This window comes from Xanthomonas sp. 3075, assembly GCF_014197275.1.
Classification (GTDB): domain Bacteria; phylum Pseudomonadota; class Gammaproteobacteria; order Xanthomonadales; family Xanthomonadaceae; genus Xanthomonas; species Xanthomonas campestris_B.
Genome location: NZ_JACIFI010000035.1, coordinates 17,001 through 28,756 on the forward strand (window position 1 = coordinate 17,001; position 11,756 = coordinate 28,756).

Here is an 11,756-nt window from a genome sequence, read left to right on the forward strand (position 1 = left end):
CCCCGAGCGACCTCGGTGGCCGCCGGACCACCTTCACGCTTGGCCGGGTGCCTGACCTGACGGCAACCTGACGGTTGCTGCTCCCGCCTGACGGCGCTAGAAAATCAGCTATAGATCAGCATGATGGACAGAGACCGGGCAGCGGCCTCGGGGCGATCCAGCAGGCGACACAACGCTGGTGTCCTGCTGACGCTCACCCAACCGATCGACATGCCGGGTGCTGTCATCGACGGGAGCGCCCGGCGCAGCCCCTCCGGCAGCGAGCGGTACCACCTCCCGGCCGGCCGAGCTCATCCATTCGCTGGACCTGTTTTTTTTCCGCCGGGGCGTCGGTTCCCTTTACCGGAAGCCAGGGAGTGCTCGGCGGGTGCGCCTGAGAGATCTGACCTTGCACGCAAGGCCGAGCGTGGCGCGGCGCGCTTTCGGAAGGCCGCTTTCAACATTCAACACGATGTTGTCGGGCTTGTCGGCTGCGGTGTCCTGGAAGCGCAGCATCTGCTCGGGGGTGGCAGCGTCCAGGACGCGCACGCCCTGGTACCTACCGCCATCGAGCAGGGCGATGAACAGCGTTGAGAGATCATTGACGCTGGTGCGCACGCCGCCGGCCGGGTAGCGGGTCACTGCGTACGGCGGGATCGGTACGCCCACGCCCAACGGGCTCACATACGGCATGGCGTGCACGCCGGCCGGCAGGTCGGTCAGATGCCAGGCAGTGTGCTGCATGCCCAGCGGCGCCCTCCGTCCGTGACGTGGGTGCTGCGGATGCACCGCGTGGCCGGCGCTGGCACTGCTGGCCGCCGCTGCCCATGCAGGCTTGCGGTCTGCCTATGCCGAGACCAGCGTGATGCCACCAAAGCGCCTGGCACCGACCAAACGTCCCAGCGCCGGCGGCGGAGGCGTTGCGGTGCATGGTCTCGCACCCGCGTCCCTGCATGGGGTGCAGGACTGCCGCGCCAGCACACGGCAGCAAGCTACCCAAGCGCCGATCGCCTTACACTCAGCGGCTACCCGCAGCTGCCGTTCGTCTTCGATGATCATTTCTGCCGCTTCCGATTACCGCGCCGCCGCACAGGCACGCTTGCCGCCGTTCCTGTTCCACTACATCGATGGCGGCGCGTACGCCGAGCACACCTTGCGGCGCAACGTCTCCGATCTGGCCGATATCGCGCTGCGCCAGCGGGTGCTGCGCAACATGTCCGATTTGAGCCTGAGCACGGAACTGTTCGGCGAAAACCTGGCGATGCCGGTGGCGCTGGCGCCGGTCGGGCTCACCGGCATGTACGCACGCCGTGGCGAGGTGCAGGCGGCGCGCGCGGCGGCCGCGCGCGGCATCCCGTTCACCCTGTCCACGGTGTCGGTATGCCCGATCGAGGAAGTGGCACCGGCGATCGAGCGGCCGATGTGGTTCCAGTTGTACGTGCTCAAGGACCGCGGCTTCATGCGCAACGCGTTGGAGCGCGCCAAGGCGGCCGGGGTGACCACGCTGGTGTTTACCGTGGATATGCCCACGCCGGGCGCGCGCTACCGCGATGCGCACTCGGGCATGAGCGGGCCCAACGCATCGCTGCGTCGCATGCTGCAGGCGGTGACGCATCCGCGTTGGGCCTGGGATGTGGGCTTGCTGGGCCGCCCGCACGACCTGGGCAATATCTCCGCGTATCGCGGCAGTCCGACCGGCTTGCAGGACTACATCGGCTGGCTGGGCGCCAATTTCGATCCCTCCATCTGCTGGAAAGACCTGGAATGGATCCGCGAATTCTGGACCGGGCCGATGGTGATCAAAGGCATCCTCGACCCGGACGATGCGCGCGATGCAGTGCGCTTCGGCGCCGACGGCATCGTGGTGTCCAACCATGGCGGCCGCCAGCTCGACGGCGTGTTGTCCAGCGCACGCGCGTTACCGGCGATTGCCGATGCGGTGAAGGGCGATCTGAAGATCCTTGCCGACTCGGGCATCCGCAGCGGCCTGGACGTGGTGCGCATGCTCGCGCTGGGTGCCGATGCGGTGCTGCTCGGGCGTGCGTTCGTCTATGCGCTGGCCGCCGATGGTCAGGCCGGTGTGGAGAATCTGCTGACCCTGATCGAGCGCGAGATGCGCGTGGCGATGACCTTGACCGGCACCCATTCGATCGCCGAGATCAGCAGCGATGCGTTGAGCCGGGTGACGCGGGAGAGTGCGGTTTCGCTCTGACGGGCTTCGCATCTGGAATCGGGATGCGTCGGTGGCAGAGAGGATGATCTGCGGCTTGTCTGCAGGGCCCTTGCCGCCCACCCTCGCGGGACACGCTGCAAGTACATCCATGTAGCTCTTACGCGACGGTGGGCGGGCAAGGACCTGGCGAGATGGTCGGAACGCTTGGTCAAGCGCTGTGCGTGATGCGCACCTGATTGAATCCATCAGAGTGAATAACGACGCATTGCAAGCGACGGTCATGCGCATGTGCACGCCGCGCACAGAATCTGCGGCGACGAGTAGTCCATGCCGATTCGGAGCGCCAGTCGCGTCGTAGGGTTGTTAACAGCTCTTAGTTGTTATCGTCGCCCGTGGGCAAATACTGCCGCAACGCTAGCACCGATTCCCAAGGATCCTGGCGTTGACGCTTGGCACGTTGCAATGCCTTGTCCATCGGGAAGGCGTCCGGGCCGCTGATCTTGCCGAGTTCTTCCCAGCGCAGCGGCACCGCGACACTGGCTTTTTCGCGCGCGCGCAGCGACCACGAGCACACACTGGTGTTGCCGCGCCCGTTGCGCAGCCAGTCGACGAAGATCACGCCGTGGCGCTTGGCCTTGCTCATGGTCGCCACGTAACGATCCGGCGTGTGCGTTGCCAGTGCCTGTGCAAACGCTTCGCAGAAATCGCGCGCCTGCTCCCAGCCTGCCTCCGGCACGATCGGCACCACCACATGCAATCCCTTGCCACCGGACAGGCGCACCGCGCTCTCCAGCCCAGCGCTGCGCAGCTTGGCGCGGATATCGCGCGCGGCAGCCACCACGTCGGGCCAGGACACGCCGTCGCCAGGGTCCAGATCGAACACCAGCCGATCCGGATGCTCCGGGTCGTCGATCTGCGCGCCCCAGGGATGCAATTCCAGCGTGTTCATCTGCACCAGCTCCAGCAGGCCGGCAGCATCTTCGAGGTAGATGTAATCCTCGGTGCCGCTCTTTTGCTGCAGCGGAATCGCCTTGATGTTCGCGCCCAGGTGGCGGCCCTCATGCTTCTGGAAGAAGCAATCGCCACCGGCGCCATCGGGGCAGCGCAACAGCGACAACGGGCGGCGCGCGATCTCTGCCAGCACCAGCGGCGCCACTGCACGGTAGTAGTCGGCAACATCGCCCTTGCTGATGCCAGCTGCGGGGAACACCACGCGCTCGGGATGGGTGATGGCGACGCCGTCGCGGGTGGTGGACCCCTTTTTCGAGGCTGCCGTGGGCGAGGGTACGGCAGGTTTCGCAACCGTCGAACGAACGCGTTTGCGCGTGGCGGTGGTCGATGCTGGCCGCGTTGTCTGGCGCGTTGTCTTCTGCGCGCGTTTTCCCGTAGCCGCTGCAGTCGCGGCGACCGCACCTCCACGCGTGCTTGCCGCACGTGTGCGCGCCGCGGCGCGGTCGCCGCCCAACTCGGCTACGGGTTTGTCTTCGCGCAACCGCTTGAAGGCGGCTTGCCGCAGCAAGCCTTCCTTGGCCCAGCCGCGGAAGGCGACTTCGGCGATCAGCACCGGTCGTACCCAGTGCAGGTCGCGGGCGCGCGCGGGCAGATGCGCCGGCAATGCCAGCGTGGCGGTGTCGCAGTGCAGTGCCCGCAGTTGCTTGGCGATGCTGCCGAGCAAGGCATCATCGAAACCGGTGCCCACGCGCCCGACATAGCGCAGCGCCTCGCCATCGCGTTGCGCAAGCAGCAACGCGCCGAAGCCGCTGCGCGCCCCTTTGGGGTCGGTATAGCCGACCACCACAAACTCGTCGCTGTTTTCGTGCTTGGTCTTGATCCAATCGGCGCTGCGCCCACCGCGATAACCCGCCTCGGCGAGTTTGCTGATGATGCCTTCCCAGCCCTTGTCGGCGCTTGCCGCAAACACCGCCGGCCCCGATCCGATCACGTGGTCGCTATAGGCCAGCGTGTCGGGGGTAGCGCCCAATAATTCGCGCAAGAGCTGCTTGCGCTGCAGCAGCGGCGTGTCGCGTAGATCCACTCCGGCGATGCCGAGCAGGTCGAACACGATGTAACGCAAGGGCTGCCTGACACTGCCATCGAGTGTGCGTTGCAGCGCCGAAAAATCGCTACGCCCCTGTGCATCCAGCACCACCAGCTCGCCATCCAGGCGTACGTCGCGCACCGGCAGCGCCTGCACTGCACGCACCACATCCGGGAAGCGCTCCGTCCAGGCCTGGTCGTTGCGTGAGCGCAGCTGCACGTGGCCATCGACCATGTCGGCCAGCAGCCGGTAACCATCCCACTTGATCTCGTGCAGCCAACGTTCGCCATCCGGTGCCTGCTCGCGCAGCAACGTCAGCTGTGCGTGCAGCTCGGTGGGACATGGCGCATCGCGCGCACCGTCCACGGCCAATGCGCGGGTCCGCCATTGCTTCGAATCACTACCCCCTGAACGTTTGCGTTTGCCTGGCACGGTCGATGTCCTGGTGGTTGCCGTTGACGGCGGGCGCCGTGCATCGCTGGCCTTGACGCGTGCTGCAGCCGCCGAGGTCTTTGCTGCGTGCTGCGCCACCAGCGCGTCGGCATCCAGATCGGCCGCGTACGCATCGGTGCGCTTGATCAACAACCACTGCGGCTTGCCGCCACGCATCTGGGTACGTACCAACGCAAACCCGCCGCGCAGGTGCGTGCCCTGCAGGTCGAATTCCAGCTTGCCTGCGTCCAGCGCCGCCACGACGTCGCCTTCGCAGTGCCAGTGCCCATGGTCGAACACGTCTACGTGCCCGGCGCCGTAATGGCCTTGCGGAATCTCTCCCTCGAAGCTGGCGTACGACAGCGGATGATCTTCCACCTGTACCGCTAGCCGTTTTTCGCCAACGCGCAGCGATGGGCCCTTCGGCACCGCCCAACTCTTGAGCACGCCAGCGGCTTCCAGACGGAAGTCGTAATGCCGTGCACGGGCGTGGTGCAGCTGCACCACAAAGATCGGCTGCTTGTTGGCGCGCGCGGGCATGTCGCCGGCAGGCTCGGGCGTCTGGTCGAAGCGGCGTTTGCTGTTGTAGTCGTGCAGCGTCATGGACCCGGCCTAGCCTGCCTTGCGACGCGGCGCGGCTTTCGGCGCCGTCTTCCTGGCGGTCTTGCTGGCTGTCTTCTTGGTGGCTTTTTTTGTCGCTTTCTTGGCAGCACGCTTCTTGGCGGGCGCTGGCGTCGAGGCTGCAGCGCTGTTCTTCTTGGCCGGCGTACGCGTCTTGGCTTGCAGGCTCTTTTGCAGCAGCGACATGAAGTCGACCACGTTGGTGCTGGCATCTTCGTGCTGGGGCGATTCGACCTCCACCTTGGTGGTGCCGCCCTTGGCCTGGATCCGCTTGCGCAGAATCTGCTCGAGCTTGCCGCGGAACTCGTCGTGGTAATCCTCCGGCTGCCAGGTGCCGGACATCGACTCGATCAACTGCTTTGCCATCTGCTGTTCCTTGGGCGTGATGCGGTACTCGCCCACGGCCCCGGCCGGCAGTTTGAAATCCTGCGGGTCCACCACTTCCTGTTGATAGCGCAACAACAGCAGGATCAATGCATCGCCGTGCGGCATCACGGCGGCCAGATATTCGCGGGTGCGGATGACCACCTTTGCGATGCCCACCTTGCCGGTGTCGCGCAGCGTTTCGCGCAACAGCACATAGCCTTTTTCGGCCTTCTTGCCGGGCACCAGGATGTAGGGCTTTTCAAAGTAACGCGGATCGATGTCGGCGGCGTCGACAAAGGTTTCCACTTCCACCGTTTCATGGCTCTCCGGCGAGGCGGAGCGGATGTCCTGTTCTTCGACGATGACATAGCTGCCCTTGTCGTATTCGAACGCTTTGACGATCTCCTTCCAGGGCACCTCGTCGCCGGTGTCGGCATTGACCCGCTCGAAGCGGATCGGCTTCTTGTCGCGCGAGTCGAGCATGCGGAAATGCAGATCCACCTTGCGCTCCCCCGACATCAGCGACACCGGCACATTGAGCAAGCCGAACGACAGGGTTCCGGTCCAGATCGGTCGTGCCATTGGTGTGTGACTCCGGGCTGTCGAGGGTAGCCCATAGCTGTAACGCGGCCACCGTGATCCATGCGTGAGTCATCGGCACGGTGCCACTGCATGCTCTTCACCCTGCGCGCGGTGAACTGCGCATCCATCTGGAATCTCAGGAGAACACCATGTCCCGCGACCCCCTGCGCGACCAACCGACCCAACCCGGCGAACAGCACGGCAAGCGCGATGCCGAACACGACCAAGACCGTGGTGCAGGCAAGGTGCCAGACCAGCTGATTCCGGCCGATGACAACACCCCGGCCAGGAAGCCGGGCACCGCGCCATCGGCCGCAACAGCTCGCTGAAAACACATAGCTGAAACAATGCGCAGGCCTGCCAGCCGCGCTGATCGGCCCTAGGCCCGACCTGCCTCCTGCAATCGGGCGAACTCGTCATCGGCAAACAGGCGCGAGCGCACCAGAAAGCGCACGCCCTCGCCATTTTCCAGCGAAAACATGCCGCCACGCCCCGGCACCACGTCGATGATCAGCTGCGTGTGCTTCCAGTATTCGAATTGCGACGCGCTGATGTAGAACGGCGCACCGCCGATCTCGCCCAGCAGCACGTCGCGATCGCCGACGATGAAGTCGCCCACCGCAAAACACATCGGCGAGGAACCATCGCAACATCCGCCGGATTGATGGAACAGCAGCTCGCCATGGCGCGTGCGCAGGGTGTCGATCAACTGCAAGGCCGCCAGCGTGGCCATCACCTGTAATGGCAGCTCGGTCTGTGTGGTGGTGTCGTGCATTGTCTCCCTCCGGCGACCACGTCAGGCCGCCATGTCGAGCACGATACGCCCCTCGATCGTGCCGGCGCGCATGCGGGCGAAGACATCGTTGATGTTGTCCAGCGTGTCGGTGGCCACCGTTGCGGCGACCTTGCCCTGCTCGGCAAATGCCAGCGATTCCTGCAGATCCAGGCGGGTACCGACGATCGAGCCACGCACGGTCACACCATTGAGCACCATGCCGAAGATATCCAGCGGAAACTCGCCCGGCGGCAACCCGTTGAGCGACACCGTCCCGCCACGGCGCACCATGCCGATCGCCTGCTCGAACGCCTTGGGCGAGACCGCCGTGACCAGGGCACCGTGGGCGCCACCGATTTCCTTCTTGAGATACGCCACCGGATCGGTGGTGCGCGCATTCACCGTCACCGTGGCGCCCAGACGTCTTGCCAGGGCGAGTTTGGCATCGTCCACATCCACTGCGGCCACGTTCAGGCCCATCGCCCTGGCGTACTGCACGGCCATATGGCCGAGCCCGCCGATGCCGGAGATCACCACCCATTGGCCCGGCTTGGTGTCGGTGACCTTCAATCCCTTGTAGACGGTGACACCGGCACACAGGATCGGCGCGACCTCGACGAACCCCAGGTTCTTCGGCAGGTGCCCGACATACTCGGCGTTGGCCAACGCGTATTGTGCAAATCCGCCATTGACCGAATACCCACTGTTCTGCTGCGCCTCGCACAGCGTCTCCCAGCCGCCCAGGCAATGCTCGCAATGCCCGCAGGCCGAGTACAGCCACGGAATGCCGACGCGGTCGCCTTCCTTGACGTGACGCACTCCCGCGCCCACCGCCACCACGTGGCCCACACCCTCATGGCCCGGAATGAAGGGCGGGTTCGGCTTGACCGGCCAGTCGCCCTGCGCGGCATGCAGATCGGTGTGGCAGACCCCGCAGGCTTCGATCTTGACCAGGATGTCGCCGGCCTGCGGCCGCGGCACCTGCACTTCCTCGATCACCAGCGGCGCGCCGAACTGACGCACCACTGCGGCTTTCATTGTCGTGTCCATGCTGCACTCCGCCCTGATAGTGCAGTCCACCCTAGGCGCCCTGGGGCGCCGTGCCTTGATCGAGGTCAAATCGCGCGTAAGCGGTTCATAGTCAGCCGGCGCGGCGACCAAGCGCAACTGTGCCGGATGCATCGGTCATCGCAGTCGAGCGGCAACAGGCCCACGCATCAGAAGAACCCCAACGCCTTCGGCGAATAGCTCACCAGCAGGTTCTTGGTCTGCTGGTAGTGGTCGAGCATCATCTTGTGATTCTCGCGGCCGATGCCCGACTGCTTGTAACCGCCGAACGCGGCATGCGCCGGATACGCGTGATAGCAATTGGTCCACACGCGGCCGGCCTGGATCGCGCGGCCCATGCGATATAGGCGCGAGGCGTCGCGACTCCACACACCTGCGCCCAGCCCATACAAGGTGTCGTTGGCGATCGACAAGGCATCGGCCTCGTCCTTGAAGGTCGTGACCGACACCACCGGACCGAAGATCTCTTCCTGGAACACGCGCATCTTGTTGTGCCCCTTGAACACAGTCGGCTTGACGTAGAAGCCGCCGGCCAGCTCGCCATCGAGCGTATTGCGCTCGCCGCCGATCAACACTTCGGCGCCTTCCTGCTTGCCGATATCGATATAGGACAAGATCTTTTCCAGCTGCTCGCTGGAGGCCTGCGCGCCGACCATGGTATTGGGATCGAGCGGATTGCCCTGCTTGATCGCAGCAACGCGCGCCAGCGCTTTTTCCATGAACTTGTCGTAGATCGATTCCTGGATCAGCGCGCGGGACGGACAGGTGCACACCTCGCCCTGATTGAAGGCGAACAGCACGAAGCCTTCCACCGCTTTGTCGAGAAAATCGTCGTCCTCGGCCATCACATCGGCAAAAAAGATATTGGGCGATTTACCGCCCAGCTCCAGCGTCACCGGAATCAGGTTCTGGCTGGCGTATTGCATGATCAACCGGCCGGTGGTGGTTTCGCCGGTGAAGGCGATCTTGGCGATGCGCGGGTTGCTGGCCAGCGGCTTGCCCGCCTCCAGGCCGAAGCCGTTGACCACGTTGAGCACGCCCGGCGGCAATAGATCGCCGATGACTTCCATCAGCACCAGGATCGAGGCCGGCGTCTGCTCGGCCGGCTTCATCACCACGCAGTTGCCGGCGGCCAGGGCCGGTGCGAGTTTCCAGCACGCCATCAGCAGCGGGAAATTCCACGGAATGATTTGCCCGACCACCCCGAGCGGTTCGTGGAAGTGATACGCGATGGTGTCGCTGTCGATCTCGGAAATGCCGCCTTCCTGCGCACGGATCGCACCGGCAAAATAACGGAAGTGGTCCACGCACAACGGCACGTCCGCATTGAGCGTTTCGCGCACCGGCTTGCCGTTGTCCCAGGTCTCGGCATAGGCGAGCAATTCCAGGTTCTGCTCGATGCGGTCTGCGATCTTGAGCAGCACATTGGAGCGATCGGTGGTGGAGGTCTTGCCCCAGGCTTCTTTTGCCGCGTGTGCGGCATCCAATGCGGCTTCGATATCCGGCGCGGTGGAGCGCGCGATCGAAGTGAACACCTTGCCGTTGATCGGCGTGGTGTTGTCGAAATACTGGCCGCTGTGCGGCGCAACCCACTTGCCGCCGATGAAGTTGTCGTAGCGCGGTTTGAAGATCGACTGCGGATCGGTATTGAGCGGTTTGGCAGAGGCAAGCGCGTTCATCATCATCTCCTGCGAAGTGGTCCGATGCGAACGTGTATACCCGGGCAAGTGCTAGCGCAATGTCATGTCACAAGCTGCTGCGCTGCGTCATTGCAATAGTGCTTGCCAAGGTGACTGCTGGCCTGAAATGCGCTGCAATGCGTCATCGCGTGCAGCAGCGTGATCCGCGTTCGGATCGCGATACCTAGCCGGATGGATGGCTCTGCACGGGGACGCCGCCCGCTGCGCGAGCCAATCGTCCTGTAGTGCCATGCACGTCAGTCGTGCGATGCGGCAGGCGTCAGCGGCTCGGACCCGATCGTACTTGCAGCGCAGTCAATCGCCTGCTACTGCCGGTAGGACTGGAGCCGCCAACCGGATGGTGTCGCGGTTTGCCACACGTAATCCCAACGATAGCGCGTGCCGGCATGACAGGCCTCAACACTGACTACATCGCGCGGCTTGCCGTGCGCGGGCAGCGGCGCGGCATTACCTGCTGCGTCAGTGCGCGTACCCAAGGGATTATCGAATGACGTCATGCTGGTGCGCACTGCGCCTAGCTCTGCGGCGCTGGCCGGCGGCGGCATCTGCTTGGGCTGGGTGCTCAGTCTGGATTGTTGCTGCAACCACGTGTGTATCTGTGCGATGGCCGGGCTGCCGGCCGGATAGTCGCGCACGATGCGCATGTCCACGTGGTCTGCCCATGCTGCGTTGCAGGCCAGCAGGCCGGCCATCATCGTCGAAGCAGTCACCATTTGCTTCCAGGCCATCATCGTCGCACTCCATGCTGTGAATGAGTGGCGCAGCCTAGCATGCAGGTGTGCGGTTGCTGCGCGCATCCCCACTGGCGCAGGTGCGCATCACTTCGCTGCAATGCATCCTGGGGTGCCATGCCTGCACCGCCGCAAGCACACGCTTTCCGTCTGCCGCGTTGATATCGCGTGCTACGAATCGTGAAGTCTGGCCTCTACCCGGGCCGCCAGCTCCGCCGCGTTCAACGACAGCAGGATCGCCAGGCCGGTCGCCGAGGTCGAGCAATAACCCCACATGCTCGCGCATGAGAAACTCATCTGCGGGGGGCGTGATCGACGACGATCATGGCTCGGCCTTGACGCCGAAAACGGGTCGGATATCGAAGCTGGCCCGGTGTTCGGGCAAATTCTGCGCCATCATCGCGATGGCACCGGCTTCTGGCAACGCGGCGGTGTGGACCATCCTTTTCTAAGGAAGCTCTGAACAACTCTGTCTCAGGCCTTCGATCGGAGCCTGAGCCAGGCTGCGTCACGCGTAAGCCATTGATTTTCAGTAAGGGCACTTGTCGGGATCAGGCGAGGCTACAAGCTTCCCCCGATGGCCGGTGAGTTTTTCAGAGGTTCCCTAAGGAGAAAAAATGGATATTGATCTAGCCACTGTGCATCCTGGACTGGTGGATGCGTGGAACTTTACACGGGAAAACTATCCGAAAAAAGTTGCCTGTGATCTGGAGCCATTGAAGAAAATTGAAAAGGATTGCGATGCCGCATTCCCTGCCGACTACCTTGCTTTCATGGGGAAATATGGCGGTCTGCAAATGCGGTTTGACGATCCAAGACGCCTGCTTGTGGAGTATTCCATTGCCGGCAACCTGACCAGGGAAGCTTGTCACTTGGCGTCCATCATGTCTTCCAAGGCTGTTCTCGAATGGTATCTAAGATTATCTCGCCCGGACGAGCATTATGAGAACATCGGTGCGCGCATACCAGCTAAAACAGTGCCGATCGGTGTAACTGAAGCGGGCGGCGAGTATTATCTGATCGATCTTTCAGATAGAAGCCACGGCACCATCTGGCGAATGGCGCCGGAAAATCACGGAACCTGGTGCAGTGAGGGCAATGCTTTTCTCGGCCTCGCCGCCGGGAGCTTTACCAAGCTGCTGACGAAACTGGTGACAGAAGACGACCTAGCAGCGGGCAAGATGAGAGAGCGCTAGGGAAGGTCTGAACAATGAGGCCTGAGAGTGCGGGATGTCGCATCGTTCCGGAGAGTCGCGTTTGGATCTTCGGATTTTTCGCAATTTCTGGAGCT

11 protein-coding genes are annotated in these 11,756 nt (G+C 63.7%); 4 read left to right on the plus strand and 7 right to left on the minus strand.

The annotated features are described in order from the left end of the window. Window positions 1-339: 339 nt before the first annotated feature. Window positions 340-723, minus strand: coding sequence for a hypothetical protein (locus GGR62_RS20185; protein WP_184409607.1), 384 nt, complete (start codon window positions 721-723; stop codon window positions 340-342). Between the two features lie 307 nt (window positions 724-1,030). Between GGR62_RS20185 and lldD the strand changes: the two genes are divergently transcribed. Then, window positions 1,031-2,191: an FMN-dependent L-lactate dehydrogenase LldD gene (gene lldD / locus GGR62_RS20190; RefSeq protein ID WP_184409608.1), complete on the plus strand. Its 1,161-nt coding sequence runs from the start codon at window positions 1,031-1,033 to the stop codon at window positions 2,189-2,191. Window positions 2,192-2,525: 334 nt separating this feature from the next. Here the strand turns inward: lldD and ligD are convergent, their stop codons facing one another. Further along, window positions 2,526-5,225 carry a DNA ligase D gene (gene ligD / locus GGR62_RS20195; protein WP_184409609.1) on the minus strand — a complete coding sequence of 900 codons (2,700 nt, stop codon included), beginning with the start codon at window positions 5,223-5,225 and terminating at the stop codon, window positions 2,526-2,528. A 9-nt stretch (window positions 5,226-5,234) separates the two neighbouring features. Then, window positions 5,235-6,191: a Ku protein gene (locus GGR62_RS20200; RefSeq protein WP_184409610.1), complete on the minus strand. Its 957-nt coding sequence runs from the start codon at window positions 6,189-6,191 to the stop codon at window positions 5,235-5,237. Window positions 6,192-6,340: 149 nt separating this feature from the next. Here GGR62_RS20200 and GGR62_RS20205 point away from each other — a divergent pair, with 149 nt between their 5' ends. Then, window positions 6,341-6,520 (plus strand): hypothetical protein, encoded by a 180-nt coding sequence (locus tag GGR62_RS20205; RefSeq protein ID WP_184409611.1) that lies wholly within the window; start codon window positions 6,341-6,343, stop codon window positions 6,518-6,520. Between the two features lie 50 nt (window positions 6,521-6,570). Here GGR62_RS20205 and GGR62_RS20210 read toward each other — a convergent pair whose 3' ends face one another. From GGR62_RS20210 to GGR62_RS20225, 4 genes are all read right to left on the minus strand, one after another. Further along, window positions 6,571-6,966, minus strand: coding sequence for a DUF779 domain-containing protein (locus GGR62_RS20210; RefSeq protein WP_184409612.1), 396 nt, complete (start codon window positions 6,964-6,966; stop codon window positions 6,571-6,573). Between the two features lie 21 nt (window positions 6,967-6,987). Beyond that, entirely contained in the window at window positions 6,988-8,016 is a 1,029-nt protein-coding gene (gene adhP, locus GGR62_RS20215) for an alcohol dehydrogenase AdhP (RefSeq protein ID WP_184409613.1), read from the minus strand. A 167-nt stretch (window positions 8,017-8,183) separates the two neighbouring features. Further along, window positions 8,184-9,713 carry an aldehyde dehydrogenase gene (gene adh, locus GGR62_RS20220; RefSeq protein WP_184409614.1) on the minus strand — a complete coding sequence of 510 codons (1,530 nt, stop codon included), beginning with the start codon at window positions 9,711-9,713 and terminating at the stop codon, window positions 8,184-8,186. A 326-nt stretch (window positions 9,714-10,039) separates the two neighbouring features. Further along, window positions 10,040-10,462, minus strand: a complete 423-nt coding sequence (locus tag GGR62_RS20225; protein ID WP_184409615.1) for a hypothetical protein — start codon at window positions 10,460-10,462, stop codon at window positions 10,040-10,042. 277 nt (window positions 10,463-10,739) lie between these two features. On the opposite strand from GGR62_RS20225, the gene GGR62_RS20230 reads away from it, so the two are divergent. Together GGR62_RS20230 and GGR62_RS20235 are read left to right on the plus strand one after the other, a co-directional pair. Then, window positions 10,740-10,928 (plus strand): hypothetical protein, encoded by a 189-nt coding sequence (locus GGR62_RS20230; RefSeq protein WP_184409616.1) that lies wholly within the window; start codon window positions 10,740-10,742, stop codon window positions 10,926-10,928. A 154-nt stretch (window positions 10,929-11,082) separates the two neighbouring features. Beyond that, window positions 11,083-11,661, plus strand: a complete 579-nt coding sequence (locus tag GGR62_RS20235; protein ID WP_184409617.1) for an SMI1/KNR4 family protein — start codon at window positions 11,083-11,085, stop codon at window positions 11,659-11,661. Window positions 11,662-11,756: the final 95 nt, after the last annotated feature.

Bases quoted from the DNA above. Each gene is read 5' to 3' on its own strand.
- GGR62_RS20185 (WP_184409607.1), bottom strand. From the start codon at position 723: ATGCAGCACACTGCCTGGCATCTGACCGACCTGCCGGCCGGCGTGCAC.
- lldD (WP_184409608.1), top strand. From the start codon at position 1,031: ATGATCATTTCTGCCGCTTCCGATTACCGCGCCGCCGCACAGGCACGC.
- ligD (WP_184409609.1), bottom strand. From the start codon at position 5,225: ATGACGCTGCACGACTACAACAGCAAACGCCGCTTCGACCAGACGCCC.
- GGR62_RS20200 (WP_184409610.1), bottom strand. From the start codon at position 6,191: ATGGCACGACCGATCTGGACCGGAACCCTGTCGTTCGGCTTGCTCAAT.
- GGR62_RS20205 (WP_184409611.1), top strand. From the start codon at position 6,341: ATGTCCCGCGACCCCCTGCGCGACCAACCGACCCAACCCGGCGAACAG.
- GGR62_RS20210 (WP_184409612.1), bottom strand. From the start codon at position 6,966: ATGCACGACACCACCACACAGACCGAGCTGCCATTACAGGTGATGGCC.
- adhP (WP_184409613.1), bottom strand. From the start codon at position 8,016: ATGGACACGACAATGAAAGCCGCAGTGGTGCGTCAGTTCGGCGCGCCG.
- adh (WP_184409614.1), bottom strand. From the start codon at position 9,713: ATGAACGCGCTTGCCTCTGCCAAACCGCTCAATACCGATCCGCAGTCG.
- GGR62_RS20225 (WP_184409615.1), bottom strand. From the start codon at position 10,462: ATGGCCTGGAAGCAAATGGTGACTGCTTCGACGATGATGGCCGGCCTG.
- GGR62_RS20230 (WP_184409616.1), top strand. From the start codon at position 10,740: ATGCTCGCGCATGAGAAACTCATCTGCGGGGGGCGTGATCGACGACGA.
- GGR62_RS20235 (WP_184409617.1), top strand. From the start codon at position 11,083: ATGGATATTGATCTAGCCACTGTGCATCCTGGACTGGTGGATGCGTGG.